Below are 25,953 nucleotides of genomic sequence, written 5' to 3' on the forward strand. Positions count from 1 at the left end.
GCCCCCCGCCGCGCCCCCGGCCCCGCCAGGGGGGGGGCCACTGGACCGGCACGGGGCCGGCCATTGCCGTTCTCACACAATCGATGCCGCCGGCGGACCGGCGGCATCGGATACAGCAGCAGGCGGCGCCGCTTAGAAGCGGAAGCCCACCTCGGCCTTCACCTGGCGCGGCGTGCCGATGATGTCGCCGGTCTCGTTGTAGCTGGCCTGCAGCTTGCCGTTGGTCTTGACGTAGTTGTAGGTGGAGAAGTTGTCGAAGTTGAACACGTTGATGATGTCCAGACGGGCGTACAGCTCGGTGTTGCCCGCCAGCTTGAACGTCTTCGTCGCCTGCAGGTCGACCGAACGGTAGCCGAAGATCTTGCCACCCACCAGGAACTTGCCGGTTGCGTTGGGCACGGCCGCCTGCGGGGTCGGCAGGGTGTAGCCGCTGGCCTGCATCACCGGGTACCAGTCGTTGACGGCGGTCGGGGTGGCCAGGGTGATCTTGCCGCCGAAGGTGATGCCCCAGAAGCCCGCGTACGAACCGGTCACCACCAGGCGGTGGCGCGGTGCGCCGTTGGAGCGGATGGTCGGGTAGTCACCGATCAGGCCGCGGTCAAAGGCGTACTTCTCGTTGATGTCGCGGTTATGGCGCGCGGTGGTCCAGGTGTAGGCGATCGAGGTGCCCCAGCCGCTTTCCTTGGTGAACGGCTTCTGTGCCGACAACAGGACCTGGGTGGCACGGGTCTTGATGCCCTGCTGGCCGATGATCAGGCTGCCGAAGCCCGGCACGTTGCAGCTCCAGGCCTGGCTCAGGCCCGGGGAGGTGCCACCACACAGGCGCGGATCATCGAAGAACTGGCCGGTCGGGTAGCGGTTGCCCAGGGTGAAGGCGAAGCCGTCGTAACTCAGGGTACGGGCAATGGTGGCGTCGGTCAGCCAGTCGCCGATCTGGTTGCTCATGCCCAGGCTGAACTGATCCGAGTACGGCGCCTTCAGCTTGTTGTTCAGCAGGTCCACTTCCAGGCCGGCATTGCTGGTCGCGCCGACCAGGGCCTGCAGGTTGCCGATCCCGTTGAGCAGGTTCGGGTTCCAGTCATAGCAGGCGGCCTGGCCGTTGATGCAGGCGCCGGTAGCCGGGTTGCGGAAGTAGATGGTCGGCTGCGGCAGGGCCAGCTTGGTGGTTTCCAGCTGCAGGTTGTCGAACAGGTCACGGTCGTAGGAACGGCCGGCACCACCGTGGATCACGTGCTGCTCGTCGGCGTTGATGTCATACGAGAAGCCCAGGCGCGGCTGCCAGGCGTCCTTGAACGCCTTGCGGTTGTGGCCGTTGCTGATGTAGTCGCTGATGTCCAGGCCGCCCAGTGCCAGCGAATCGGCATAGGTCTGGCCAGCGGGGGCGCGCGGATCCTGCGAATAGATGGCGTCGACCACCTGCTGCGGGGTCACGAAGTCCAGGTAGGACGGGGTCTTCTCGTAGTCCCAGCGCAGGCCGATGTTCAGCTGCAGGTGGTCGTTGACCTGCCAGTCGTCCTGGATGAACACGCCGTACTGCTTGGACTTCGAACGCACTTCGCCGGACACGCCGGTCACGCCGGTCACCGGCTTGACGAACTGCGCCTTGTACGGAATGGAATCGGGGAAGTCCGGATCGCCCAGCGAGTAGGTGAAGGTCGGATTGATCTGCGCCGCATCGGATGCGTACAGATCGATCGCCTTGTACTTCACGCCCATCTTGATGGTGTGGTCACCGGCCCACTGGATGCCATCCAGGGTCAGGTTGTCTTCGATCGACCAGCCCTTCTGGCCCTTCACCTGCGAATCCAGTGCCGAGGCGCCACCGATCTTCACGATGGTGCGGTCTTCGGGGCCGTCCGGTGCGGTGTAGGTGATGCCGTTGGCCAGCGTCAGCGGGGTCGGGTTGTTGAACGAGTCTTCGTGGGTGACCATCAACTCGTTGTAGTAGCGCTCACCACTGTGGTTCCAGCGCAGGGCATAACGACGGTCGGTGTTGACCACTTCACGGCCGGCTTCCGGCGAGGTCTGGCCACTGAACTGCGACTGGGTTTCGTCGCGGTCCTGGAAGGTCAGCTCGATGCGGTCGTTGTCGGTCGGCTCGAAGTCGATCTTGCCGAAGATCAGATCCTGCTGGAACGGCTGGCTGGCCGGGCCGAGGCCGGCGGCACCGGCGGGCGGCAGCAGGCCGGCAGCGCCGGTGACCGCGCCATCCGGCGCGATGGTGACCGGCAGGTCGAAGCGCTTGGCTTCGTAGGTCACGAAGAAGTGCGCCTTGTCCTGGATGATCGGACCGCCCAGGGCGAAGCCGTATTCCTTCTCGGCCGAGACCATCTTCTCCTTGCCGCCCTGGCGCTCGGCCGGGGTCTTGGCACGCATGTCTTCATCGGTGTAGCGGTAGAACGCCTCACCCTTGAACTCATTGGTACCGGACTTGGTTGCAGCCGTCACTGCGGCGCTCGACACCTGGCCATACTCGGCCTTGTAGTTGCCGCTGATGACCTTGTATTCGCCGATGGCCAGCTGCGGGAACGGGTTACCGGCGCTGCCGGACTGGCCGGCCACGCCACCGCCCTTGACGTAGCTCTTCTGGCCCACGCCGTCGATGTAGACGTTGGTGCCATCTGCATTGGTGGCGCCGCCGCGCAGCGAGGTGTTGCCCTTGGCATCGCGGGTGAAGATCAGGCCCGGCACCGCGTCGGCGAACTCCAGGAAGTTGCGCGACACCTGCGGGGTGGTCTGGATCTGCTGCAGGCTGACGGTCTTGCCAACTTCGGAGGTGCGCACTTCCTGCAGCAGGGTCGGCGCAACAACGTTGACGGTGTCCAGGTTGGTGGCCGCGGTCGAGCCCGGGGTGCTGCTGGCTGCGCCAGCGAAGTTCAGCGTCGCGGTCGAAGCCACGGTGACGGTGACCTTCTGGGTCTGGCCGTTGGCGACCACGTTGTACGTGCCCGGATCCAGGCCCATCAGCGAGTAGCTGCCGTCGGCGCGGATGGTGCCACGGCGGACGGTACCGGTGGCCACGTTGGTGGCGGTCACTTCGGTGCCGGCCTGGGCACCGGCAACCTGGCCGCGCAGGCTGGCGTTGGCCGACTGCGCCATGACGTTCGGGGCGGCAGCCAGCATCAGGCAGCTGACCAGAGCGGTGCTCAGCAGCCGGCGCGCCGGCATGCGGAAGGTGGTATGCATCATCAACTCAATCTCCGGGTGGCGGTAACCGCTTGCGCGGTCCCTGCGATCAGTCAAAAAAAAGAAGAAACGCCTCTGGCTTCAACGGCCGGATGGCGGAGTGGTGGAATCGCGAACAATCAAGCGGGGAACCAGGGTCTGCTTGTCCCCTGCCCCATCCGTGGAGGTGCCGTCCATCAACTGCATCAGACGCGTCATGGCCCGGTCGCCGAGCTCGGCGATGCTGACCTGCATGGTGGTCAGCGACGGGTGGACGAAACGCGCCAGTGGAATGTCATCGAAACCCGCCAGGGCCACATCGGCCGGCACACGGACCCCTGCCTGCGTAAACGCATACAGGCAGCCCAGGGCCATCATGTCGTTGGCGGCGAATACGGCATCGGGCAGCGCTCCGGCTGCCAGCAACTCCTGACCGGCACGATGGCCGGAAGCTTCGTCGAAATCACCGGGCAACTCGATGCCTTCGGCGCCACCGCCAGAAGCCGCCAGCGCGTCACGGAAGCCGCGCAGGCGCTCGCGCGCGTCGAAGTTGAGGTCCGGACCAGAAATGAAGGCAATGCGGCGGTGGCCGGCATCCAGCAGGTGGCGGGTCATCGCCATTGCGCCGGCGTGGTCGTCGATGCTCAGCACCGGGTGGTCCTGCCCGGGCAGATAGGTGTTGATCAACACCGTCGGCAACGACTGCGGCAGGTTGTCGGTCAGGAAGCCCGGACTCTCGGCATAGGGCGAAAGCACCAGCAGGCCGTCGACGCGGCCGCGCATGGCACGCAGGGCGGCGCCCTGCTGTTCCTGGTCACCGTGGTAGCTGGACACCAGCAGGTGCTGGCGGCGGTTGCGGGCCACCCCGTCAATGCCGCGCATCAGCTCGGAGAAGAACTCGCCGTAAAGGTCAGGCAGCACCACGCCCACCGTATTGGTGCGGCGGCTGCTCAGGCTGCGGGCGGCGGCGTGCGGGGTGTAACGCAGCCGTGCGGCCACCTCCAGCACAAGCTGGCGGACCGGTTCGGCGACATTTTCATGCCCGTTGAGCGCGCGGGAAACCGTGGCCACGGAGACCCGGGCTTCGCGTGCGACGTCTTTGATTGTGATAGCTGCCTTGTTCACGAAGCCGCCCTCCACGGCTTGGACCTACCAGCATTGGCGCGGAATGTAAGCGTTTCCATCCAGACTTGTAAACAGTCCGTTAGGCGAATGTCCCTAAATGGACATGAAAACCTGTCCGTGGCGAGGCCATGAAGGACCCGCCAGGACAGCGTGGGACAAGGGCTCAGCCCTGTTCTGACGGGGTCTGCGCGCGGATGGACAACGCGTGGATATCGGTCTCCATCATCGACCCCAGCGCGGCATAGACCGCGCGGTGCCGGGCAAGCGGCCCCAGCCCGGCGAAGCGCTCACTGACCACATGCACGTTGAAATGGCCGCGCCCGTCGCGCGCACCGGCATGGCCGGCGTGACGATGGCTGTCGTCCTCGATCACCAGCACGCTCGGCGCCAGCGCCTGCTGCAGCGCATCACGGATCCGCTCGATCCGTTCCGCGTTCACGGCAGCACCTTGCGGAACGGGCGGACCTGCACGCGGGTGTAGACGCCTGCAGCCACGTACGGGTCGGCATCGGCCCAGGCCTGGGCCTGCGGCAGCGACTCGAACTGCGCGATCACCACCGAACCGCTGAAACCGGCCGGGCCCGGGTCTTCACTGTCCACCGCCGGGCATGGCCCGGCCAGCAGCAGGCGTCCCGCGTCGCGCAGCGCATGCAGCCGCGCCAGATGCTCCGGCCGCGCCTGCAGCCGCTGCGCCAGCACATCCCGGCCGTCATACCCTTCGATCACATACCACACCGGCATTTCCTCGCTTGCGTTGTCGGGTCCGCCGACTCTAGCCAATGCAGCCCCTGCCCCGGTCCGGCTGGACACTGGCGCAGCAAAGGCTTACCCTAGACTCCATTGCACGTGGCTGGATGCAGCAGCCCGTCGGATTCTGCGGCCACGCAGCCCCCGACGACAGATCCGCTGCTTCAAACCGGACCACCTGGCCGGGCCACGTAGACGACCTCCCCGTAGTTCTGTCGCTGCCGTTTACTGCGGCGCGTCCTGCTGTTTGATATGTGTGGAATCGCGCCGATCCCGGCGTGTCTGGTGCCCTGGGGCTCCGTGGCGTTGGCCCGGCGAACCCGGTGCCGCGACTGGTCCGTTGCAATCCTGATGTCCATTAGATGACTTCCGAACTCGCGCTCGACGCGAACCCGCCAACCCGGCCGCCCGCCCCCCAGCAGCAGGAAATGCCGCTGGCCGTGGTGCATGGGCAACCGGTCCTGCAGATCCCGCAGGACCTGTACATCCCGCCGGACGCGCTGGAAGTCATCCTGGACGCTTTCGAAGGCCCGCTGGACCTGCTGCTGTACCTGATCCGCCGCCAGAACCTGGATGTGCTGGACATTCCCGTGGCCGAAATCACCCGGCAGTACGTGGAATACATCACCGTGATGCGCGAGCTGCGCTTCGAGCTGGCGGCCGAGTACCTGGTGATGGCCGCGATCCTGGCCGAGGTGAAGTCGCGGATGCTGCTGCCGCGCCCGGTCAGCGAGGAAGGCGATGAGGCCGACCCGCGCGCCGAGCTGGTGCGCCGGCTGCAGGAGTACGAACGTTTCAAGCAGGCCGCCGAGGACATCGACGCCCTGCCCCGCCAGGACCGCGACACCACGGTGGCGCATGCCTTCATGCCCGAGCGCGCCACGGTGAAGCTGCCGCCGCCGGTGGACCTGAAGGAAATGCTGCTGGCCCTGCACGACGTGCTCAAGCGCGCCGAGCTGTTCAGCGGCCACGCCATCAAGCGCGAAGCACTGAGCGTGCGGCAACGCATGGGCGAAGTACTGGGACGCCTGGAAGACGGCAAGTTCTATCGTTTTGAAGGGCTGTTCACCGCCGAAGAAGGCAAGCTGGGCGTGCTTGTCACGTTCCTGGCAGTGCTGGAACTGGCCAAGGAACAGTTGCTGGACATCGTCCAGGAAGAACCGCTGGCGCCGATCTACGTGAAGTCGCTGGCTGCTGGCAACACCAACGCGCCGCTGCAGTTCAGCAGCGAGTTTGACGACAACGACGCCGCCAATGCCAACGAGTGAGCGCTGACTGCCGATGGATCAATCGCTGATCGACCGCATTGTCGAGGGTGCCCTGCTGGCCTCCAGCCAGCCACTCACCCTGGCCCAGCTGAAGGACCTGTTTCCGGAAGAGGAACCGGCACCGCCGGGCAGCGTCGAACGTGCGCTGGAGCGCCTGCGCGAGGCCTGCGAAGGTCGTGGCGTGGAACTGGTCGAGGTCGCCTCCGGCTTCCGCTACCAGGTCACCAGCGAAGTACATGGCTGGATCAGCCGGCTGTGGACCGAACGCAAGACCCGCTACACCCGCGCCACCCTGGAAACCCTGGCGCTGATCGCCTACCGGCAGCCGATCACCCGCGGCGAGATCGAGCAGGTGCGCGGCGTGGCGGTCAGCAGCAACATCATCCAGGCGCTGGAAGAACGCGAATGGATCCGCGTGGTCGGCCACCGCGACGTGCCCGGCAAGCCGGCGCTGTTCGGCACCACCAAGGGCTTCCTGGACTACTTCGGGCTGAAGCGACTGGACGAACTGCCGCCGCTGTCGGAACTGAAGGACCTGGGCGAGCTGGAACCGCAGCTGGCCCTGGACCGTGATGCACCGGCCGTGGCCGGTGCCGAGGGTCCGGACATCTCGGCCAGCGCCGATGGCGTTGCCGCGAACGATGACGCCGGCCTGGCCGGCAGTGACACCCCCGATTCCGCCAATGCAGCCCCTGCATCGGCCTCCGATGAGCAAGCACCTTCGCCCCTCGATGATGGGCACCCCGATTCCGCGCCGGGCGAGCGCGCGGTGCCAGTGAACGAACGCGAAGACAACGCCGTCGCGATGACGACCGTGGCTGTTGACCAAGCCGATTCCGAACCAGAGGCCGACCTCGAAACCGTCGGCCGGAGCAAAACTGATGAGTGACACCCCCCGTAACAAGCTCTCGCTGAAGCGCGAAGCCACCTCCGAACAGTTCAAGCTGGAAGAGCGCCTGCACAAGGTGCTGGCCCAGGCCGGCCTCGGCTCGCGCCGCGCGCTGGAACAGCGCATCGCCGAAGGCCTGGTCAAGGTCAACGGTGAAGTCGCGCAGACCGGCATGTCGGTCAAGAGCGGCGACAGGATCGAACTGGATGGCCGTGGCTTCGTCGCCACTGCCCTGGCCGAGCCGTCGCGCGTGCTGGTCTACAACAAGCCGGAAGGCCAGGTGACCACCCGCGAAGATCCCGAAGGCCGCCCGACCGTGTTCGAGTCGCTGCCGCCGCTGAAGGGCGCGCGCTGGATCGCCATCGGCCGCCTGGACATCAACACCACCGGCCTGCTGCTGGCCACCACCGACGGTGAGCTGGCCAACGCCATGATGCACCCGTCGTTCGAGGTCGAGCGCGAGTACGTGGTGCGCGTGCGTGCACCGGAAGGCGAGGAAAAGGTCTCCGACGCCATCGTCGACCGCCTCAGCCGTGGCGTCGCACTGGAAGACGGTCCGGCCAAGTTCGATGAGATCGAACGCATCGGCGGCACCGATTCTCACGACTGGTTCCGCGTCGTGGTGAAGGAAGGCCGCAACCGCGAAGTGCGCCGCCTGTGGGAATCGCAGGGCTGCCAGGTCAGCCGCCTGAAGCGCACCCGCTATGGCAAGGTGAGCCTGCCGCGCGAACTGGCCCGTGGCCATTCGGTGGAACTGGGCACCGCTCAGGTGGAAGCGCTGCGCGCGCAGCTGAAGCTGGAAGAAGGCGCTCCGTCGGCATTGACGCTGCAGCCGGTGATCGGCCAGCGCCGCGCCGCAAAGACCACTGTGCGCGTGCGCGAAGGTGGCCGCGGCAATGCCTATGTCAATGGCCACAACACCGCTGACGAAGGTCGCGAGCTGCGCCGTTTCGACAACGTCCGCGAAGACCGCGGCCGTGGTCGCGGCGGCAAGGGTGGCGGCTTCAAGGGCGGCCTGACGGTCAGCGGTGAAGCAGCGGCCAAGCAGTCGCAGAAGCCGTTCAAGCAGCGCGCGCCGAAGAATGACCGTTCGCTGCCGGAAGGCAATCCGGCCGCGTTCCGCACCTGGTACGTGCCCGATGGCGTGAGCACTGGCCCGAGCGGGCACCGCAATGCCGGCCCGGGCGCACGTGGCCCGGGTGCCCGTGGACCGGGCGCGGGCGGCCAGGGCCGTCCGTACGGCAAGCCGAAGGGCCCGGGCGCCGCCGGCGGCCAGGGCCGTGGCGGTTTCGGTGGTGAAGGCCGTGGCGGCGCAGGCGGCCAGGGTCGTCCGGCCGGTGCCGGCAACCGCTCGCAGGGCCAGGGCAACAAGCACCCGTACGGTCATCCGGGCAACGCCCCGAGCTTCCCGTCCGACCATGCAACCCCGGGTTTCAACCCGTATGGCAGCCCGAAGCCGGCACAGGGCGCCCGTCCGGGCGGTCGTGGTCCGGGTGGTGGCAACCGTGGCCCCGGAGGTAACCGCGGCCCCGGCGGTCCGGGTGGCAACCGTGGTCCCGGCGGCAACCGCGGCCCGGGCGGCCCGCGCCGTAGCGGCCCACGCGGCGGCTGATCACAGGCCACGCTGAAATGAGAAACCCCGGCCCAGGCCGGGGTTTTTCTTTAAAAAGGGGACGGAGGGGATTAAGTCGTTTTCGCCACGCCATGTGTCGAAGGGGCGAAAACGACTTAATCCCCTCCGTCCCCTTTTGCGTGGCGCTGGAAAGCGGCGGGCGTGGTGCCGGCCATGCTGCGGAAGAAGGCGATGAACGGGCTCTCGGCGGAGAAGCCAGTGTCCTGCGCCACATGCGCGACGCGATGCCCGAGCAGCAGCAGCTCCATGGCCCGCATCAGGCGCCATTGCTGGCGCCAGGCCTGATAGCCCATGCCGGTATCACGTTGCATCAGCCGGCCAATGGTGCGCACGCTCAAACCCGCGCGCTCGGCCAGCTCGCCCAGTTCGGGCGGCAGCTGTTCGGCCAGCGGCAGGCAACGTGCAATGCGTGGATCACGCGGCAAAGGCAGGTCCATCGGCGCCACCGGTGCAGCGGCGATTTCCAGCACGCACAACGCCAGTTGATGGTGCGCGCGCGGCAATTGCCAGTCATGGTCGAACGGTGCCTCCGCGATCGGCTCCAGCAAGGCCTGCAGCAGCGGACCTACGCCGATGATCGCCGGTTGCCGGGGCAGCTGGGCCGACAGGGTGGCGTCGAAGTACAACGAACGGTAGTCGACCGCCTGGCGCATCTGCGCGCGATGGCGCAGCCCGCCCGGAATCCACGCCGCGCGCGCAGGCGGCAGCAGGCTGATGCGATCACCGTAGGTCAGGCGCGTACAGCCCTGCCGGGTGTAGAGCAGCTGCGCGCGTGCATGCTGGTGCCAACCCGAATCGTGATCCGCCAGTGACGCCGCGATCCCCAGCACCGGAGCGCTCCAGGCATCAGCGTCGAAGGGCGCGTCCGGCTGCAACCAGGCCATGTCCGATTTCATATATCCAATGACAGGATGGAGAGAGTGCGCCATTGCAGGCGCGACCACAATGCGCGGCCCTGTTCGTGGAGCGCCCGCATGTCGCGTCGCCTGTTGTTGCTCACCATCGCGCTGCTGATGTTTCCCCAGCTGGCGCAGACCCTGTACAGCCCGGCCCTGGCCGATCTGGCCAAACGCTTCGCCCTGCCGCCGGGTACCGCCAGCCAGGCGATGAGCCTGTATCTGTTCGGCTTCGCTGCAGGCGTGCTGTTGTGGGGGCGCCTGGCCGATCGTATCGGTCGTCGCCCGGCCCTTCTCTGTGGCCTCGGCGTCTTTGCCGTGGCTGCACTGTGCGGCCTGTTGGCTGGCAGCTTCGGCCCGGTGTTGCTGGCCCAAGCGCTGGCTGCGGTCGGCGCCGCCGCCGCTTCGGTGGTCACCCAGACCGTGCTGCGCGACCATCTGCAGGGGCCGGCGTTGGCGCAGGCATTCTCCTGGATCGGCATGGCCCTGGCCCTGAGCCCGGCCATCGGCCTTGCACTGGGCACGCTGCTGGTCGCCGCCCATGGCTACGTCGGCGTACAGTCCGGCCTGCTGCTGATCGCTGCCCTGCTGGCAGTCGCATGCCTGGCGGGCCTGCGTGAAAGCCGCCCTGCACATATCCCCCACACGCCCATGCTGCCGCTGCTGTGGCAACTGCTGCGCGATCGCTGGATCTGGTCGCACGCGCTGCTGGTGGTGGCTTTCAACGTAGCGATGTACAGCTGGTACGCGCTCGGTCCTTTCGTATTTGCGCGCCTGCACTGGCCCGCCGCCTGGTTCGGCGCTAGCGGCGCGTTGCTGGCACTGGGCTCGGCACTGGGCGCATGGGGCAATGGCCGCCTGCTGCGTGCGGACGTTGCCGCGGCCACGCGCATCCGCATCGCCGCAGGCCTGGTTCTGACGGGAGGCCTGCTGGCTGCGCTGCTGCATGATCACCCTGCCCTGGTCGCGGCGATGGTGCCGGTGGTGACGGGCTTCGGCCTGGCCATTCCCAATGTGCTCGGCCAGGCCCTGCGCAGCTATCCACACTGTCTCGGCAGCGCAGGCGCGCTGTTCGGCCTGCTCTACTACCTGTTGATCGGTGCGGCAATGGCGCTGGTCGGTGCAGTGCAGATGCTGGCACCGACCGTTATCGTGTGTGGCCTGCTGGCCTTGTGGCTGCAACGGCGGCGTCCCGCTGCGACCTAGGAATGGCTGCAAATGGAGCGCACTGTGCGCGGCTTCCGGGAAGGACTTTGATTCGCTGGCTATCGTGCGCGCTGTCCCACCCAAGGCAGATGCCCATGATCACCATCACCGCCGAACAGGCCCGCGCCAATGCTGACGCCGCCAAGCGTCCGATCGAGTTGTTCTACCGCGACCTCGACAACGCCATCCAGGCCGGCTCGGAAAATGGCCGTCGCTACATCGTGTTCGGCTTCAGCCAGGTAATGGCCAGCGAGCAGCTCGTCGAAGACGCGGTCGCACAATTGCTGAAAAATGGTTTCGTTGTCGAACGGCTGTTGAGCGACTCCGAACAGCACTACATCCGCATCAGCTGGGCAATTGCCGAGCCGACGCGCCTCAGCGCCGGCTGATGGTGAAGGCGGCGCCGTCCACGCCCAGGTCCCAGCCCTTGCCAGTACCGGACAGGGCCAGCGAGATGTCGCCCTTGGTCATCACCTGCGCGTTGCTGGACTTCACGGCACCCGCATGCGCGCCAACCGAGGCGTAGGTGCCCAGCAGTTCGTTGACGCTGACGGCGCCAGTGAAGCTGCCACGGCCATTGGTGATCTTCGACTTGCCCACGGTCAGGCCGCCGCCCTTCACTTCGATGCGCACTGGCAGGCTGGCGCCGTTGCTGCAACTGACCGTGCCGTTGCCGGAGGCGGTCTTGTAGATCAGCGACCAGCCGGACAGGTTGTAGCGCAGCTGGCAATCGAGATTGCCGGCAGCGTGCGCAGCCGGGGCCAGCGTTGCAGCAGACAGGGCCAGAAGGACGGCGAAAGGTTTGTTCATGGCAGGACTTCCAGTTCGGTCGGACTGACGGCGAATCTAGCAGCGCGCGCGTGCACGTTGGATGCAGGCGCGCGCGCTGGTGCGGTGGTGTTCAGGCCGTGGCTCAGGCCTGTTCGTCCAGGTGGAAGGCATCGGCATCGAGCATCGCCGGGAAGCGCGCGCGATGTGCGGCCAGGGCATCGGCCGAGATGGTGGTGGTCACCACCTGTTCGCGTTCGCGGATCTCCACCTGCGGCTGGCCGAGGAAATCCAGCACCGCGCTGTCGCCGGCGTAGTGCAGCTGGTTGCCGTCCACGCCGACGCGGTTCACCGCCGCCACGAAGCACAGGTTCTCGATTGCCCGCGCACGCAGCAGGGTCTTCCACGCATAGGCGCGCGCCGACGGCCAGTTGGCCACGAAGATCTGCAGGTCGAAATCCAGCTGCTGCGGGCGTTCGACGTTGTAGCGGTTGCGGCAGAACACCGGGAAGCGCAGGTCGTAGCAGACCTGCGGATTGATCCGCCAGCCCTTCCATTCCACGCTCAGGCGCTCACGGCCGGCGGCATAACGCTCGTGCTCGCCGCCGTAACGGAACAGGTGGCGCTTGTCGTAGTACTCCAGCGTGCCATCGGGCGTGGCGAACAGCAGGCGGTTGTAGACGCCTTCGCCATCACGCAGCTGCACGCTGCCGATCACCGCCGCGTTCAAGGCCCTGGCCTGCTCACGCACCCAGGCCACGGTCGGGCCGTCCATGCCTTCGGCCTGGGCAATGGCCTCGTTGGAGAAACCACTGGTGAAGGTCTCCGGCAGGATCACCAGGTCGGTGGTGCCGGCCAGCGGTGCCAGCAGCGCGCCGTAGTAGGCGCGGTTGCCGGCCGGGTCGTGCCAGCGGGTGTCGCCCTGGACGAGGGAAATGCGCAGATCCTGCATGTCCACGCCTCCGCTCACAGCAGGCGCAGGCGTTCGATCGCCGCGTCCATGGTCGCTTCGTTCTTGGCGAAGCACAGGCGCACCAGGCGCTGGCCGGCCGGAGGAGTCTCATAGAATGGCGACAGCGGGATGGCGGTCACGCCCTTCTCGATGGTCAGCCACTTCACGAACTCATGGTCCGGCAGGTCGCTGATGGCCGAGTAGTCGACCAGCTGGAAGTAGCCGCCCGGTACCGGCAGCGCCTTCAGGCGGGTGCTGGCCAGCTGCTCGCGGAAGCGGTCGCGCTTGGCCTGGTAGAACGCGCCCAGTTCCAGGTGGTGTTCCGGCTCATCGCGGATCATCGCGGCGAAACCGTACTGCGCCGGGCCGAAGCTGGTGAAGGTGTTGTACTGGTGCACCTTGCGGAACTCGGCGGTCAGCGCCGGCGGGGCGATCGCATAGCCGATCTTCCAGCCGGTGCAGTGGTAGGTCTTGCCGAAGCTGGAGATCACGAACGCGCGCTCGCGCAGCTCCGGGTAGCGCAGCGCCGACTCGTGGCGACGGCCGTCGTAGATGATGTGCTCATACACTTCATCGGAAATCAGGTAGATCTGCGTGCCGCGCAGCAGCTCGGCCAGCGCCTGCATGTCCTGCGCCGACAGCATCGCGCCGGACGGATTGTGCGGGGTGTTGACGATCAACATGCGGGTGCGCGGGGAGATCGCTGCACGCACGCGATCCCAATCGACGGCGAAGGTCTGCGGATCGAGCGACACATGCACCGCCTTGGCGCCGGCCAGGTCGATCGCCGGCTCGTAGCAATCGTAGGCCGGGTCGAGCACGATCACTTCCTCGCCCGCACGCACCACGGCGTGGATGGCGTTGAAGATGGCCTCGGTGCCGCCGCTGGTGACGGTGATCTCGCTGTCCGCATCGACCTGTGCGCCGTAGCAGTCCAGCGCCTTCTGGGCGATGGCCTGGCGCAGCGGGGCTACGCCGGTCATCGGCGGGTACTGGTTCAGCCCGGCGGCCATCGCCCTGGCCGTCTCATCGATCAGGCGCTGCGGCGCGGAAAAGTCCGGGAAACCCTGGCCCAGGTTGACCGCGCCGTGTTCGGCGGCGAGCTGGGACATCACGGTGAAGATCGTGGTACCGACCTTGGGCAGCTTGGTGGTGGGTTGCATCGGCCTGGACTGTGCGGAACAAGGCCTCCGAGTTTACGCAATCCGCGCGTCGGTAGTGCCGGCCGCTGGCCGGCAACCTCGGCTGGCAGATGGCGAAATTGCCGGCCAGCGGCCGGCACTACCCTGTGAATTCACCGCTACAATTGCCACCGCACTCCGGCATGAAGACCCCTGCCCCTTGGACACCCCTGCATTGCTGGCCGCCAGCGGCCTGAGCTTCTCCCGCAATGACGAGCCGGTGTTCGGCCCGCTGGACTTCCACGTGGACGCCGGCGAAGCCCTGCTGGTGCAGGGTGGCAATGGCGCCGGCAAGACCACCCTGCTGCGCGTGCTGGCCGGCCTGGCCCGGCCCGGGGCCGGCCAGGTGCGGATCGACGGCAAGCCGGCCAGCAACGCCGAGCGTGCGCGCTATGTCGCCTATCTCAGCCACCTGCCGGCGCTGAAGCCGGACCTCGGCACGCTGGAGAACCTGCACTTCCTGTGCGGCCTGCACGGCCGCCGTGCGCGGCAGATGCCCGGCAACGCGCTGGCCATCGTCGGCCTGGCCGGTTACGAGGACACTCTGGTACGCCACCTGTCGGCCGGGCAGAAGCGGCGGCTGGCACTGGCGCGCATCTGGCTGTCGCCGGCGCCACTGTGGCTGCTCGACGAACCCTACGCCAACCTCGACCTGGAGGGCATCACTCTGGTCAACCGGATGATTTCGGCGCACCTGCGCGCCGGTGGCGCTGCGCTGGTCACCACCCACGGCGCCTATGCCGCACCGCCGGTGCGCACCCGCCAGCTCGACCTCGGCGGTGCCGCATGATCGCGCCGGGCACCGAACCGGGCCTGTGGCAGACCGCAGGCGCCCTGCTCAAGCGCGACCTGCGCCTGCTCTGGCGCCGCCGCGGCGACGCGCTGCAACCGCTGCTGTTCGCGGTGCTGGTGGTGGTGCTGTTCGCGCTGGCCCAGGGTCGTGAGCCACAACTGCTGGCCGCTACCGCCGGCGCGGTGCTGTGGCTGGCCGTGCTGCTGGCGGGACAGCTATCGCTGGATTCGCTGTTCCGCTCCGACGCCGAAGATGGCTCGCTGGAACAGTGGCTGCTGGCGCCGGTGCCGCTGGCCTGGCTGGTACTGGTGCGCGTGCTGCTGCATTGGGCGACCACCGCGCTGCCGCTGATCGTGGTCAGCCCGCTGCTGGCCGAAATGCTGCATCTGCCGCATGACCAGCTGCCGATGTTGCTGGCATCGTTGCTGCTGGGAACACCGTTGCTGAGCCTGATCGGTGGCGTGGTCGCTGCACTGACCGTTGGCATCCGGCGCTCTGGTATTCTCGTGGCGCTGCTGTCGTTGCCGCTGTACGTGCCGGTGCTGGTGTTCGGCGCAGGCAGCCTGGCGGCAGCCGGGCGCGGGCAGGATCCGGTCGGTGCGCTGCTGATGCTGGGCGCTGGCCTGCTGGTCGCGCTGGTGCTGGCGCCGCTGGCCACCGCCGCTGCAATACGTATTTCTCTGAGTTGACCGAGCTGAGAGCCAATCCACCCCTGCTGGATAGCCGCCACGCATGAATCCGATTGTCCGCTGGTTCCACCAACTCGGTTCGCCTCCCACGTTCGACCGTTTCGCTGCCCGCTGGTCGCGGGTGTTCTACCTCGCCGCAGTGCCGGTGCTGCTGGTCGGCATGTGGCAGGCGCTGCTGGTGGTGCCGCCGGAAGCCAAGCAGCTGGACAGCTTCCGCATCCTCTACATCCACGTGCCCAGTGCCTGGATGAGCCTGTTCGTGTTCGCGCTGATGGCGCTGTATGCCGCGATCGCGCTGATCTGGCGGATCAAGGTCTGCGAGATCCTGGCCATGGCCTGCGCGCCGATGGGCGCCGGCTTCACCCTCATCACCCTGCTGACCGGCAGCATCTGGGGCAAGGGCACCTGGGGCACCTGGTGGGACTGGGACCCGCGCATGACCAGCGAACTGGTACTGCTGTTCCTGTACCTGGGCGTGATCGGCCTGTACCACGCCATCGAAGACCGCCGCAGCGCCGCGCGCGCCGCTGGCCTGCTGGCCATTGTAGGTGTCAGCCTGCTGCCGGTGATCCGCTATTCGGTGGACTGGTGGGGTGGCCTGCACCAGCGCCAGTCGATCAACGTGTTCGGTGAATCGGCGATCAGCAGCGCGATGATCGCGCCGCTGTGGTGGATGGTGATCGGCACCAAGTTCTGGTTCGCCGGTTCGGTGCTGGCCAAGGCCCGCGCCGACAATCTCGACCGCGAGGCCGGCAAGGCCTGGGTCGGCGGCCGTGTCGATGCCGCGCGCGCCACCCGGGAGGCCCAGCCATGACACACCTGCCCTATGTGATCGGCGCCTACGCCGTATTCGTGCTGGTGCTCAGCGCCGATGCCCTCGGTTCGTGGCTGCGCCTGCGCGTGGCGCGCCGGCTGGCACTGGCCCGCCAGCAGCGGCAGCAGACCCGCGCTGGCAGGCAGGACGCGGCGACGCCGCTGTCGACGGAGCTGGAACGATGACCCCGGTGCAGCGTCGCCGCCTGGTGTGGGTGCTGCTGGCCCTGCTCGCCTCCGGCCTGGCCACCGCGCTGGTGGCGATGGCGCTGGAGCGCAACATCGCCTACCTGTACACCCCTTCGGAAGTGCTGCGCGGCGATGTCGATGCACAGTCGCGTTTCCGCTTGGGCGGCATGGTGGTGAAGGGCTCCTTCAACCGCCCGGTCGGCTCGCTGGAGGCGCGCTTCGAGGTGACCGACGGCGATGCACAGCTGGCGGTGACCACCTCGCGGATCCTGCCGGACATGTTCGCCGAAGGCACCGCGGTGGTCGCCAGTGGCCGCCTGCAGGACGGTGTCTTCGTCGCCGACGAAGTGCTGGCCAAGCACGATGAGAAGTACGTGCCGAAGGAAGTGGCCGACAAGATGGGCGATGCCCATCGCAAGCACGACGTGCCGGTGACGGCCCCCGAGGTGCGCTGAGTGCTGCCCGAACTGGGTCAGATCCTGCTGTTGTGTGCGTTGCTGGCCTCGCTGCTGCAGGCCGGCCTGCCGCTGGTCGGTGCGCATCGCAACAACGCGGCATGGATGGCAGTGGCGCGGCCTGCCGCCTTCGCGCAGCTGCTGCTGTTGGCCGGCGCCTTCGCGGTGCTGACCGCCGCGTTCGTGCAGCAGGATTTCTCGGTGCGCTATGTGGCCGAGAACTCCAATTCGCTGCTGCCGCTGATCTACCGCTATTCGGCGGTGTGGGGCGCGCACGAGGGCTCGCTGCTGATGTGGGCGCTGGTGCTGGCATTGTGGACCGGCGCGGTGGCGCTGTTCTCGCGGCACCTGCCGGCACCGGTGCAGGCGCGCGTACTGGCGGTGATGGGCATTGTCAGCGTCGGCTTCCTCGCCTTCCTGATCTTCACATCCAACCCGTTCCTGCGCCTGAACCCGGCACCGCTGGAAGGCCGCGACCTCAATCCGCTGCTGCAGGATCCGGGGCTGATCATCCATCCACCGATGCTGTACCTGGGCTACGTAGGCTTCGCGGTGCCCTTCGCATTCGCAGTGGCCGCGCTGCTGGAAGGTCGCGTGGATGCACGCTGGCTGCGCTGGACGCGGCCGTGGACCAACGTCGCCTGGGGCTTTTTGACCCTGGGCATCGCACTGGGCAGCTGGTGGGCCTACTACGAGCTGGGTTGGGGCGGCTGGTGGTTCTGGGACCCGGTGGAAAATGCCAGCTTCATGCCGTGGCTGGTCGGTGCGGCACTGATCCATTCACAGGCCGTCACCGAAAAACGGGGCACCTTCGGCAGCTGGACCCTGCTGCTGGCCATCGCTGCGTTCGCGCTGTCGCTGCTGGGCACCTTCCTGGTGCGCTCGGGCGTGCTGACCAGCGTGCATTCGTTCGCTGCCGATCCCTCGCGCGGCCTGTTCATCCTGGTGTTCCTGTCGGTGCTGGTCGGCGGCAGCCTGCTGCTGTATGCGCTGCGCGCCAGCCAGCTGAGCGTGGACGCCGATGATCCGCGCCGTGGCTTCACCGCCACCTCGCGCGAGACCCTGCTGCTGGCGAACAACCTGCTGCTGGCCACCGCCTGCGCGATGGTGCTGCTCGGCACGCTGTACCCGCTGCTGGCCGATGCGCTGTCGCTGGGCAAGATCTCGGTCGGTCCGCCCTACTTCGGCAGCCTGTTCCTGCTGCTGATGGCACCGATGATCCTGTTGCTGCCGTTCGGCCCGCTGGTGAAATGGCAGCGTGACCAGCCCTCGCGCGCCTTCGCGCTGCTGGCACCCTGGCTGGGCCTGGCGGTATTGCTGGGCGCGCTGGCCTGGTGGCAGGCACCGCAGAATGGCTGGAAGGCCGGCATCGGCGTCGCCGCTGCGGCCTGGGTCGCACTCGGCACCGCGCGCTTCGTCTGGCAGCGCATGCGCGGCAATGGCCGCTTCACCGCCGAGATGCTCGGCATGATCGTCGCCCACGCCGGCATCGCCGTGTTCCTGGCCGGCGCCCTGCTGGTCGAAGCGCTGAACGTGCAGCGCGAAGTGGCGCTGGCACCGGGGCAGCAGCTGGTGGTCGGTCGCTACGAAGTCCGCTTCGAAGGCGTGGACCATCGCGAAGGGCCGAATTTCATCGCTGATCGGGGCCACCTGCGGGTGTTCCGCAACGGCCGCGAGCAGGCCCTGCTGCATCCCGAGAAACGCCAGTACGCCAGTGGCGGCCAGGTGATGACCGAGGCCGGCATCGATGCACGCTTCGACGGTGATGTCTACGTGGCATTGGGCGAGCCGCTGGGCAACAATGCATGGGCGGTCCGGGTGCACATCAAGCCGTTCGTGCGCTGGATCTGGCTCGGCGCGCTGCTGATGGCCCTGGGCGGATTCATCACCGCCGCCGACCGCCGTTTCCGTCGTCCGTAGGAGTTCCCATGTCCGAGTCCCCCGCCCCGCGCCCCTCCCGCCCGCTGCCGCCGGTAGCCATCGTGATCGGCGTGCTGTTCTTCTTCGGCCTGCTCGGGCTGATGATCTACGGGGTGATGAAATCGGGCGACCCGCAGCGCGACGTGCTGCCGTCGGCCCTGATCGACAAGCCGGCGCCGGCGTTCGCGCTGCCGGTATTGCATGACCCGGAAATGATCGTACACAGCGACGAGCTGCGCGGTGCGCCCTATCTGCTGAACGTCTGGGGCAGCTGGTGCGCGGCCTGCCGCGAAGAACATCCGGTGCTGACCCGCTTTGCCGAGAGCAAGCGCGTGCGCGTGATCGGCTACAACTGGAAGGATGATCCGACCGACGCGCTGCACTGGCTGGAACAGCTGGGCAACCCGTTCATGGTGGTGCTCAGTGACGTCGAGGGCCGCACCGCGATCGACTGGGGCGTAACCGCCGCACCGGAGACGTTCCTGGTCGATGGCAGTGGCATCGTGCGCTGGAAGTACAGTGGCGCGATGACCCAGCGCGTGGTCGACGAGAAGCTGATCCCGGCACTGCAGAAGATCGAGAAGGCCCAGGGCAGTGCCGGCAACACCCTGCATACGGCGCCCTGAGCCGATGCGCTGGCTGCTGGCGCTGCTGCTCCTGATGGTGCCGCTGGCCGCGCTGGCCCAGCAGCCGCTGCACGATCCGCAGCCGCTGCAGTTCCGCGATGATGCCGAGGAACGCCGCTTCCATGACCTGGCCGCGCAGCTGCGCTGCGTGCAGTGCCAGAACCAGTCGCTGGCCGATTCCAATGCGCAGATCGCCCAGGACCTGCGCCGCGAGGTGCTGCAGCTGATGCAGCAGGGCCACGACGACGCACAGATCAAGCAGTTCCTGGTCGCCCGCTACGGTGAGTTCGTGCTCTATCAACCACCGTTGCAGCCGGGCACCTGGCTGCTGTGGGGTGGCCCCCTGCTGGTGCTCGGCGCCGGTGCACTGGTGGTGCTGGGCATCGTCCGCCGACGTGGACGCACCGTCGGCGCGGCACCGGCCGGCAAGGCCGATGAAGGAGACGAATGGTGAACCATTGGCTGCCGGTGCTGGCCGGCCTGGTTGCTGCGCTGATGGCAGCACTGGTGCTGTGGCCGTTGCGCCACCAAGGTCGTCGCGGTTTCGTGGTCGGCGTGTTCGCACTGGGCGTGGCCGGTGCCTGCCTGTACCTGCTGGTCGGTGATCCGCGTGCAGCACAGGTGCAGCCGACGCCGTCGGTAGCCACCCTGCGCGATGGCGTGCAGGCCCTGCAGGATGCACTGAAGCGCGACCCTCAGCGTGCCGATGGCTGGGCATTGCTCGGGCGTTCGCAGGCCGAACTGGGCAATACCTCAGCTGCGGCAGACGCCTTCGCGAAGGCCGCCGAATTGGCACCGGATGATCCGGGCGTGCTGGTGGAAGCCGCGCAGGCGCGCGCGCAGGCTGATGCCGGCAAGCAGTTCGATGACACTGCGATGGCCTGGTTGCAGCAGGCACGTACTCGGGCCCCCGACGCCGAGCGCGCCAGCTGGCTGCTGGGCATCGCCCTGCGGCAGCGCGGAAAGAACGCCGAGGCTGCGGACGTGTGGAGCGGCCTGCTGCCGCGACTGGAACCGGGCGCCGCGCGGGCGCTGCAGGCGCAGATCGCGATTGCCCGCGAGGCCGCTGGCCAGGCGCCCGATGCTGGCGCTGCGGCGCCAGCGGCGCTGCTGCAGGTGCGCGTGCAGCTGCCGGCACTGAACAACGCCGACTGGCCAGCCAGCACCCAGGTGTTCGTACTGGCGCGCGCCGTGGATGGACCGCCGATGCCGGTGGCCGCTCGCAAGCTGCCGCTGGCCGGCTTCCCGGCCACGGTTGCGCTGGGCGACGCTGACAGTCCGATGCCAACCGCACCGCTGTCAGCCCATCGCGAAGTGGAAGTGCTGGCACGCATCTCGCGTACTGGTAGCGCCAATCGCAGCGAGGGCGACCTGCAGAGCGACGTGGTGCGGGTGACGCTGCCGCATGACGGCGTGGTTGAGCTGCGGTTTCCCTGACTTGTAGAGCCGAGCCCACGCTCGGCTGCGATTGGGTTGCCGGCGCCCGCCAGCCGAGCATCGGCTCGGCTCTACAGCAGATCCACGCCATGCGTGGATACGGCGGTCCGGTCCGCGTCCACCCGCTGCTGGAATCCAGCGTGTCGCCAGCTCCACATGCCGCCCCGCTAGAATGCGTGCATGACCGAATTCATCCCGCCCGGCACCCGCTTCCACGCCCTGCCTTCGCCGTTCCCGTTCAAGCGCGGTGGCGCCCTGCACGGCGCGCGCGTGGCCTACGAGACCTGGGGAACGCTGGCGGCCGATGCCAGCAATGCGATCCTGATCGTGACCGGCCTGTCCCCAGACGCGCATGCAGCGGCCAACGAGGCCAACCCGGCACCGGGCTGGTGGGAAGCGATGGTTGGCCCCGGCAAGCCGATCGATACCAACCGCTGGTTCGTGGTATGCGTGAATTCGCTGGGCAGCTGCAAGGGCTCGACCGGCCCCGCTTCGCTCAACCCGGCCAACGGTCAGCCCTACCGCCTGGACTTCCCCGAGCTGTCGATCGAAGACGGTGCCCGCGCCGCCGTCGACGTCGTGCGTGCACTCGGTATCGAGCGGCTGGCCTGCGTGGTCGGCAACTCGATGGGCGGCATGACGGGCCTTGCCATCCTGATGCTGCATCCGGGCATCGCGCGCAGCCACGTCAACATTTCCGGCAGCGCGCAGGCACTGCCGTTCTCGATTGCGATCCGCTCGCTGCAGCGCGAGGCGATCCGCCTTGACCCGCGCTGGAATGGCGGCCACTACGACGATGCCGAGTACCCCGAGTCCGGCATGCGCATGGCGCGCAAACTGGGCGTGATCACCTACCGCTCCGCGCTGGAGTGGGATGGCCGCTTCGGCCGCGTGCGGCTGGATTCGGACCAGACCGACGACGATCCGTTCGGCCTGGAATTCCAGGTGGAAAGCTATCTGGAAGGCCACGCACGGCGCTTCGTGCGTTTCTTCGATCCCAACTGCTACCTGTACCTGAGCCGCTCGATGGACTGGTTCGACCTGGCCGAGTATGCCGACGGCGACGTGCTGGCCGGGCTCGCGAAGATCCGCGTGGAGAAGGCGCTGGCGATCGGCGCCAACACCGATATCCTGTTCCCCGTGCAGCAGCAGCAACAGGTTGCCGATGGCCTGCGCGCCGGCGGTGCCGATGCGCACTTCATCGGCCTGGAATCGCCGCAGGGCCACGACGCCTTCCTCGTCGATTTCGAGCGTTTCGGCCCGGCCGTGCGCGGCTTCCTCGACGCGCTGTAAGTGGCGTGGCGGCGTAATCTCGCGCTGGCTGCCTTCGGCGCGTTGGCTGCATTGATGATCAGCAGTGTGCTGCCGCTGTGGCTGGGCGGCTGGTGCGTGCTGGCCAGCGCGGTGTCGTTCGGCCTCTATGGCCATGACAAGCGCGCGGCGCAGCGAAAGCAGTGGCGAATTCCCGAGCGCACCCTGCAGCTGCTGGCCTTTGCCGGTGGTTGGCCCGGCGCGCTGCTGGGCCAGGCGATGTTCCGCCACAAGCACCGCAAGGCCGCGTTCCAATGGGTATTCTGGCTGTGCGTGCTGGCCAACGTGGCCTCGATCGCGGTACTGCTGCGCGAATTTTCGCGATAACCCTCGCCATCGGTAGTGCCGGCCGCTGGCCGGCAACCTCAGACGCTTCAATTGCCGGCCAGCGGCCGGCACTACCGGACCATCGTCACGATTCGCGGATCAACACCCCATCACGCAACCGGTACTGCGCATCGACCACGCCTTCGGGCAGGTCGTCGTGGGTGATCATCAACAGGCTGCGCCCGTCCAGCAACCCGGAGAGATCCTGCAGCAGCGCACGTGCGGTATCCACGTCCAACCCTTCGGTTGGTTCGTCCAGCAGCAGGATCGGCGCGTTGCGCAGCAGTGCCCGCGCCAGCGCCAGCCGTCGCGCCTGGCCAGCCGACATCGTCGCGCCGTTCTCGCCCACCCAGGCCTGCAGGCCACCGTTGCGCTCGGCCCAGTCGCCCAGGCGCACGCGACGGAGGACCGCCCACAAGGCGGCGTCGCTGGCATCGGGATCGCCCAACCGCAGGTTTTCTGCCACGCTGCCGGCAAACACCGGTGCGTTCTGTGGCAGCCACGCCAGTTGCTGGTGCCACTCAGCCTGGTCGACGTCGCGCAGATCGCGGCCACCATAGGTGATTCGCCCCTGCTGCGGATCCCACAGCCGCAGCAGCAGGCTGGACAGCGTGGTCTTGCCACTGCCGCTGTCGCCGCGGATGGCAATGCGTTCGCCTGGCGCCAGGGTCAGCTGGAGACCGGACAGCACCGGCCGCGCCGCGCCCGGCCACTGGAAATGCACATCGTCCCAATGCACGCGCGCGGCTTGCGGCACCGGCTGTGGCACTTGCGGATCGTCCACCGTCGGCGGTTGCTCGACGATCGCCTGCAGGCGATCTGCGGCAATGCGCCCGGACTGCAGCGACTGCCAGGCCAAGCCCATGCCGGCCCACAGTTCGATCAACGCCACGGTCAGGAACACGAGGCCCGCCGCCATCTCCGGCGCGATGCGCTGCCGTTCGGCGGCGTGCAGGGCCAACGCCAGCATCGCCACCAGGCCCAGCCCGGCCACCAGGCCGTGCAGGGTCGAGGCCGCGATCAGGCGCCAACGGCGGCGGCGGTCGCGCGAAACCAGCTGCTTGGCTGCCACGCGTACCTTCAGCTGCCACGCGGCATCGGCATGCAGCGCGGCCAGATCTCCCGCCCCTTCCAACCCTTCAAAGGCCGCGGTGCGCAATGCGGCGCGATGCGCGGCGCGGTCGGCTTCTTCATCATCGTGGCCACGCACGCCCAGCCACGGCACACCGAAAGCGATCAGCAGCGCCAGCACCGCCAGCAGCACTGCCGCCGACGGCAGGATCAGCGCCGCCGATGCAACCGCCACCACCGACAGCGCACCCAGTGCCACCAGCGGCCCGATCGCCCGTACCAGCAGGCCATCCACCTCGCCGATGTCGCCCAGCAGTCGCGCCAGCAGCTCGCCGGTGCGCGTAGCGCCCAGCCGTGCCGGCGCCAGTGGCAGCGCGCGGCGGAAGAACCAGACGCGCAGATCGCGGGCGATGCGCAGGGTGGCATCGTGGCCCACCAGCTTTTCGAAGTAGCGCGACACGATGCGCGCCATGGTCAAGCCACGGATACCCGCAGACGGCGAGAAGAAATTGAATCCCTGCCCCAGGCCTGCGGCACCGGCCAGCGCGGCCGCGGTGAGGAAACCACCGGACAGGCCCAGCAATGCAGTGCCGGCCAGCATCGTGGTCCACAACAACAGGATCGTCAGCAACAGGCGCGGACGATGACGCAGGAACACCGCGCGCAGCGAATCAGGCGAAGGGCTCATGCGCGCACCGCCTGTGCCGGTTCCACCAGGCGGCCTTCCGGCAGCAGCAGGCAACGATCGGCCCAGGCGATCACCGCCGGGCTGTGGGTGGCGACCACCACGCTGCGGCCACGTGCATATGCGGCCAGGCTGCGCAGCAATGCCGCTTCGGTATCGGCATCCAGGAACGCGGTGGGTTCGTCCAGCAGCAGCACCTGCGGATCACGCAGCAGGAGGCGGGCCAGGCCGATGCGACGCGCCTCACCACCGGACAGGCCGAAGCCACGTTCGCCGATCACCGTATCCAGCCCCTGCGGCAGGCGCTGCGCAAACTGCAGTACCTGCGAAGCCTCGGCCACCGCGCGCAGGCGCGCATCGCTGGCGCCGGGATCGGCCAGGCGCAGGTTGTCGGCGATGCTGCCGTGGAACAGGTACGGACGCTGGCTGGCATAGGCCACCTGCACGCCGGGACGCACCTGCAGCTTGCCGGCACGCGGCGGCAGCCAACCGGCCAGCGCCTCCAGCAACGTACTCTTGCCGGACCCGCTGGGACCGACCAGGGCCAGGCGCTGGCCCGGTTCCAGCAGCACGTCCAGATCCTGCAGCACATCGTGCGGCGCGCCCAGCGGACGCAGCACCAGACCCTGTGCCCGCAGCGGCGGCAGCGCGGCCTCGGCCGGCTCCACCGCCAGCGGCGCAGCTTCGTTCTCGATCAGGAGCTGCTCATCGGGCAGCGACTGCAGCAGGCGCTCCACCTCGGCAGCGGCAGCCAGCGCATTGGCACGGTCGTGGTAGTGCGCGGCCAGCCGTCGCAGCGGCGCATAGAATTCCGGCGCCAGCAGCAGGCAGAACAGGCCCGCCCCCAGCGTCGGTACCGTTGCATGCAGCGACATCATGCCCAGATAGCTCAGCCCGAGGTACAGGGCGACCATCGCCACGCTGACCGAGGCGAAGAACTCCAGCACCGTGGACGACAGGAAAGCGATGCGCAGAACCTTCAGGGTGCGCACGCGCACGCCTTCGGCAGCCGCCTCGATCCCCTCCAGCTCAGCCTCGCCGCGGCCATACAGGCGCAGCAGGCCCAGGCCCTTGATGCGGTCGGCGAAATGGCCGCTCATCCGCGCCAGCTCACCCAGCTGCGCGCGGCCGGCCGCTTCGGCTCCCCAGCCCACCAGCATCATGAAGAACGGTACCAACGGTGCAGTGAACAGCAGGATCAGCGCCACCACCCAGTCGACCCAGGCTACGGCGGCCAGGATCAGCAGCGGCACCACCACCACTTCGGTGCGTACCGGCAGGAAACCGCTGTAATAGCTCTCGATCGCATCAGCGTGATGCAGCATCAGTTCGCCCAGTTCGCCGGTGCGGCGCTGGCGCAGCCACAGCGGCCCCAGGCCAAGCAGGCGTCCGAACACGCGTTCACGCAGGGCCAACCGCGCGGCATCGGCCACATCACCGGCGGCGGCCTGGGTGGCGCTGCCCAGCAGCGTGCGCGCCACCAGGATCGCCGCCAGACCGCCCAGCACCGGCAACCCCGAGGCCAGCGGCGCGCGCTCTACCAGCACCTGCTGCACCAGCCAGGCGATGGCGGCCGCCTGGCCGATCAACAGGGCACCGGACAGGCTGATGCACAGTGCCGCCAGCCGCTGGCGGCCTCGAGCAGGCCGCGCCAGATCGGCCAGCCACGCGCTGCGGGCGCGCCGCTGGCGGGCAGTTTCGGCCTCCGGGGACAGGCTGTCAGGGGTCGTTTCGGCAGCGCTCAAGGGGTCTTCACGGGCGATGGGGGAGACACGGCATTGTAGGCGCAGGCAATGGCCGGCCTCTG

The 25,953-nt window shown here is 67.9% G+C and carries 26 protein-coding genes; 16 read left to right on the forward strand and 10 right to left on the reverse strand.

Features of this window, described 5'->3' with window-relative positions; translation table 11 throughout:
• Positions 1-132 precede the first annotated feature (132 nt).
• The 4 genes from ACM0PY_RS01030 to ACM0PY_RS01045 form a co-directional block, all read right to left on the reverse strand.
• Entirely contained in the window at positions 133-3,189 is a 3,057-nt protein-coding gene (locus ACM0PY_RS01030) for a TonB-dependent receptor (RefSeq protein ID WP_061478011.1), read from the reverse strand.
• Positions 3,190-3,267: 78 nt separating this feature from the next.
• Positions 3,268-4,305 (reverse strand): LacI family DNA-binding transcriptional regulator, encoded by a 1,038-nt coding sequence (locus tag ACM0PY_RS01035; protein WP_005417630.1) that lies wholly within the window; start codon positions 4,303-4,305, stop codon positions 3,268-3,270.
• A gap of 148 nt (positions 4,306-4,453) precedes the next feature.
• A complete protein-coding gene (locus tag ACM0PY_RS01040) occupies positions 4,454-4,729 on the reverse strand; it encodes a BolA family protein (RefSeq protein WP_111200744.1) in 276 nt (91 codons plus the stop codon).
• The gene (locus ACM0PY_RS01045) at positions 4,726-5,025 is read right to left on the reverse strand and encodes a YciI family protein (RefSeq protein ID WP_180871072.1); all 300 of its coding nucleotides are present in this window, start codon (positions 5,023-5,025) and stop codon (positions 4,726-4,728) included. Before ACM0PY_RS01045 ends, ACM0PY_RS01040 begins: the two co-directional genes overlap by 4 nt.
• Positions 5,026-5,399: 374 nt before the next feature.
• Between ACM0PY_RS01045 and ACM0PY_RS01050 the strand changes: the two genes are divergently transcribed.
• From ACM0PY_RS01050 to ACM0PY_RS01060, 3 genes are read left to right on the forward strand one after another with little or no spacing between them, the layout of a single operon-like run.
• Positions 5,400-6,305: a segregation and condensation protein A gene (locus ACM0PY_RS01050; protein WP_005417635.1), complete on the forward strand. Its 906-nt coding sequence runs from the start codon at positions 5,400-5,402 to the stop codon at positions 6,303-6,305.
• A gap of 13 nt (positions 6,306-6,318) precedes the next feature.
• Positions 6,319-7,194 (forward strand): SMC-Scp complex subunit ScpB, encoded by an 876-nt coding sequence (gene scpB, locus ACM0PY_RS01055; protein ID WP_134972512.1) that lies wholly within the window; start codon positions 6,319-6,321, stop codon positions 7,192-7,194.
• On the forward strand, positions 7,187-8,806 hold the full coding sequence (locus tag ACM0PY_RS01060; protein WP_061478013.1) for a pseudouridine synthase: 1,620 nt from the start codon (positions 7,187-7,189) through the stop codon (positions 8,804-8,806). The genes scpB and ACM0PY_RS01060 overlap by 8 nt, the downstream gene beginning before the upstream one ends.
• Before the next feature lie 116 nt (positions 8,807-8,922).
• Here the strand turns inward: ACM0PY_RS01060 and ACM0PY_RS01065 are convergent, their stop codons facing one another.
• Entirely contained in the window at positions 8,923-9,711 is a 789-nt protein-coding gene (locus ACM0PY_RS01065) for an AraC family transcriptional regulator (RefSeq protein WP_134970753.1), read from the reverse strand.
• A gap of 90 nt (positions 9,712-9,801) precedes the next feature.
• Here ACM0PY_RS01065 and ACM0PY_RS01070 point away from each other — a divergent pair, with 90 nt between their 5' ends.
• On the forward strand, positions 9,802-10,929 hold the full coding sequence (locus ACM0PY_RS01070) for an MFS transporter (protein ID WP_180883836.1): 1,128 nt from the start codon (positions 9,802-9,804) through the stop codon (positions 10,927-10,929).
• 95 nt (positions 10,930-11,024) lie between these two features.
• Positions 11,025-11,318: a hypothetical protein gene (locus ACM0PY_RS01075; protein WP_134970749.1), complete on the forward strand. Its 294-nt coding sequence runs from the start codon at positions 11,025-11,027 to the stop codon at positions 11,316-11,318.
• Here ACM0PY_RS01075 and ACM0PY_RS01080 read toward each other — a convergent pair.
• The 3 genes from ACM0PY_RS01080 to ACM0PY_RS01090 all read right to left on the reverse strand — a co-directional run bounded on the left by ACM0PY_RS01080 (position 11,305) and on the right by ACM0PY_RS01090 (position 13,812).
• Entirely contained in the window at positions 11,305-11,739 is a 435-nt protein-coding gene (locus ACM0PY_RS01080) for a hypothetical protein (RefSeq protein WP_180883834.1), read from the reverse strand. The two genes, ACM0PY_RS01075 and ACM0PY_RS01080, sit on opposite strands and share 14 nt — an antisense overlap.
• A gap of 103 nt (positions 11,740-11,842) precedes the next feature.
• Positions 11,843-12,649, reverse strand: coding sequence for an amidohydrolase (locus ACM0PY_RS01085; RefSeq protein WP_134972830.1), 807 nt, complete (start codon positions 12,647-12,649; stop codon positions 11,843-11,845).
• A gap of 14 nt (positions 12,650-12,663) precedes the next feature.
• Complete coding sequence (locus tag ACM0PY_RS01090) at positions 12,664-13,812, reverse strand: pyridoxal phosphate-dependent aminotransferase (protein WP_061478016.1); 1,149 nt, start codon at positions 13,810-13,812, stop codon at positions 12,664-12,666.
• A 178-nt stretch (positions 13,813-13,990) separates the two neighbouring features.
• On the opposite strand from ACM0PY_RS01090, the gene ccmA reads away from it, so the two are divergent.
• From ccmA to ACM0PY_RS01145, 11 genes are all read left to right on the forward strand, one after another.
• On the forward strand, positions 13,991-14,620 hold the full coding sequence (gene ccmA / locus ACM0PY_RS01095) for a heme ABC exporter ATP-binding protein CcmA (protein WP_032954317.1): 630 nt from the start codon (positions 13,991-13,993) through the stop codon (positions 14,618-14,620).
• Positions 14,617-15,312: a heme exporter protein CcmB gene (gene ccmB / locus ACM0PY_RS01100; RefSeq protein ID WP_006456616.1), complete on the forward strand. Its 696-nt coding sequence runs from the start codon at positions 14,617-14,619 to the stop codon at positions 15,310-15,312. The genes ccmA and ccmB overlap by 4 nt, the downstream gene beginning before the upstream one ends.
• Before the next feature lie 43 nt (positions 15,313-15,355).
• Complete coding sequence (gene ccmC, locus ACM0PY_RS01105; RefSeq protein WP_061478017.1) at positions 15,356-16,126, forward strand: heme ABC transporter permease CcmC; 771 nt, start codon at positions 15,356-15,358, stop codon at positions 16,124-16,126.
• Complete coding sequence (locus ACM0PY_RS01110; protein ID WP_061478018.1) at positions 16,123-16,311, forward strand: heme exporter protein CcmD; 189 nt, start codon at positions 16,123-16,125, stop codon at positions 16,309-16,311. Before ccmC ends, ACM0PY_RS01110 begins: the two co-directional genes overlap by 4 nt.
• The gene (gene ccmE / locus ACM0PY_RS01115; RefSeq protein ID WP_005417653.1) at positions 16,308-16,769 is read left to right on the forward strand and encodes a cytochrome c maturation protein CcmE; all 462 of its coding nucleotides are present in this window, start codon (positions 16,308-16,310) and stop codon (positions 16,767-16,769) included. Before ACM0PY_RS01110 ends, ccmE begins: the two co-directional genes overlap by 4 nt.
• On the forward strand, positions 16,770-18,689 hold the full coding sequence (locus ACM0PY_RS01120) for a heme lyase CcmF/NrfE family subunit (RefSeq protein WP_180883830.1): 1,920 nt from the start codon (positions 16,770-16,772) through the stop codon (positions 18,687-18,689).
• A gap of 8 nt (positions 18,690-18,697) precedes the next feature.
• Positions 18,698-19,315 carry a DsbE family thiol:disulfide interchange protein gene (locus ACM0PY_RS01125; protein WP_180883828.1) on the forward strand — a complete coding sequence of 206 codons (618 nt, stop codon included), beginning with the start codon at positions 18,698-18,700 and terminating at the stop codon, positions 19,313-19,315.
• A 4-nt stretch (positions 19,316-19,319) separates the two neighbouring features.
• On the forward strand, positions 19,320-19,769 hold the full coding sequence (locus tag ACM0PY_RS01130) for a cytochrome c-type biogenesis protein (protein WP_065178270.1): 450 nt from the start codon (positions 19,320-19,322) through the stop codon (positions 19,767-19,769).
• A complete protein-coding gene (locus tag ACM0PY_RS01135; RefSeq protein ID WP_180883826.1) occupies positions 19,763-20,752 on the forward strand; it encodes a tetratricopeptide repeat protein in 990 nt (329 codons plus the stop codon). The genes ACM0PY_RS01130 and ACM0PY_RS01135 overlap by 7 nt, the downstream gene beginning before the upstream one ends.
• Positions 20,753-20,932: 180 nt before the next feature.
• A complete protein-coding gene (gene metX, locus ACM0PY_RS01140; protein WP_180883824.1) occupies positions 20,933-22,045 on the forward strand; it encodes a homoserine O-acetyltransferase MetX in 1,113 nt (370 codons plus the stop codon).
• Positions 22,046-22,390, forward strand: coding sequence for a DUF1294 domain-containing protein (locus tag ACM0PY_RS01145; protein ID WP_069139778.1), 345 nt, complete (start codon positions 22,046-22,048; stop codon positions 22,388-22,390).
• Between the two features lie 85 nt (positions 22,391-22,475).
• Here ACM0PY_RS01145 and cydC read toward each other — a convergent pair whose 3' ends face one another.
• Both cydC and cydD read right to left on the reverse strand, forming a co-directional pair.
• Positions 22,476-24,149 carry a thiol reductant ABC exporter subunit CydC gene (cydC, locus tag ACM0PY_RS01150; RefSeq protein ID WP_111200736.1) on the reverse strand — a complete coding sequence of 558 codons (1,674 nt, stop codon included), beginning with the start codon at positions 24,147-24,149 and terminating at the stop codon, positions 22,476-22,478.
• Complete coding sequence (cydD, locus tag ACM0PY_RS01155) at positions 24,146-25,891, reverse strand: thiol reductant ABC exporter subunit CydD (RefSeq protein WP_180885931.1); 1,746 nt, start codon at positions 25,889-25,891, stop codon at positions 24,146-24,148. The genes cydC and cydD overlap by 4 nt, the downstream gene beginning before the upstream one ends.
• Positions 25,892-25,953 lie beyond the last annotated feature (62 nt).

This window comes from Stenotrophomonas sp. BR163 (genome assembly GCF_047520985.2).
Taxonomy (GTDB): Bacteria; Pseudomonadota; Gammaproteobacteria; order Xanthomonadales; family Xanthomonadaceae; genus Stenotrophomonas; species Stenotrophomonas sepilia.

Bases quoted from the DNA above. Each gene is read 5' to 3' on its own strand.
- ACM0PY_RS01030 (WP_061478011.1), bottom strand. From the start codon at position 3,189: ATGATGCATACCACCTTCCGCATGCCGGCGCGCCGGCTGCTGAGCACC.
- ACM0PY_RS01050 (WP_005417635.1), top strand. From the start codon at position 5,400: ATGACTTCCGAACTCGCGCTCGACGCGAACCCGCCAACCCGGCCGCCC.
- scpB (WP_134972512.1), top strand. From the start codon at position 6,319: ATGGATCAATCGCTGATCGACCGCATTGTCGAGGGTGCCCTGCTGGCC.
- ACM0PY_RS01060 (WP_061478013.1), top strand. From the start codon at position 7,187: ATGAGTGACACCCCCCGTAACAAGCTCTCGCTGAAGCGCGAAGCCACC.
- ACM0PY_RS01065 (WP_134970753.1), bottom strand. From the start codon at position 9,711: ATGGCCTGGTTGCAGCCGGACGCGCCCTTCGACGCTGATGCCTGGAGC.
- ACM0PY_RS01070 (WP_180883836.1), top strand. From the start codon at position 9,802: ATGTCGCGTCGCCTGTTGTTGCTCACCATCGCGCTGCTGATGTTTCCC.
- ACM0PY_RS01075 (WP_134970749.1), top strand. From the start codon at position 11,025: ATGATCACCATCACCGCCGAACAGGCCCGCGCCAATGCTGACGCCGCC.
- ACM0PY_RS01080 (WP_180883834.1), bottom strand. From the start codon at position 11,739: ATGAACAAACCTTTCGCCGTCCTTCTGGCCCTGTCTGCTGCAACGCTG.
- ACM0PY_RS01085 (WP_134972830.1), bottom strand. From the start codon at position 12,649: ATGCAGGATCTGCGCATTTCCCTCGTCCAGGGCGACACCCGCTGGCAC.
- ACM0PY_RS01090 (WP_061478016.1), bottom strand. From the start codon at position 13,812: ATGCAACCCACCACCAAGCTGCCCAAGGTCGGTACCACGATCTTCACC.
- ccmB (WP_006456616.1), top strand. From the start codon at position 14,617: ATGATCGCGCCGGGCACCGAACCGGGCCTGTGGCAGACCGCAGGCGCC.
- ccmC (WP_061478017.1), top strand. From the start codon at position 15,356: ATGAATCCGATTGTCCGCTGGTTCCACCAACTCGGTTCGCCTCCCACG.
- ACM0PY_RS01110 (WP_061478018.1), top strand. From the start codon at position 16,123: ATGACACACCTGCCCTATGTGATCGGCGCCTACGCCGTATTCGTGCTG.
- ccmE (WP_005417653.1), top strand. From the start codon at position 16,308: ATGACCCCGGTGCAGCGTCGCCGCCTGGTGTGGGTGCTGCTGGCCCTG.
- ACM0PY_RS01125 (WP_180883828.1), top strand. From the start codon at position 18,698: ATGTCCGAGTCCCCCGCCCCGCGCCCCTCCCGCCCGCTGCCGCCGGTA.
- ACM0PY_RS01130 (WP_065178270.1), top strand. From the start codon at position 19,320: ATGCGCTGGCTGCTGGCGCTGCTGCTCCTGATGGTGCCGCTGGCCGCG.
- ACM0PY_RS01135 (WP_180883826.1), top strand. From the start codon at position 19,763: ATGGTGAACCATTGGCTGCCGGTGCTGGCCGGCCTGGTTGCTGCGCTG.
- metX (WP_180883824.1), top strand. From the start codon at position 20,933: ATGACCGAATTCATCCCGCCCGGCACCCGCTTCCACGCCCTGCCTTCG.
- cydC (WP_111200736.1), bottom strand. From the start codon at position 24,149: ATGAGCCCTTCGCCTGATTCGCTGCGCGCGGTGTTCCTGCGTCATCGT.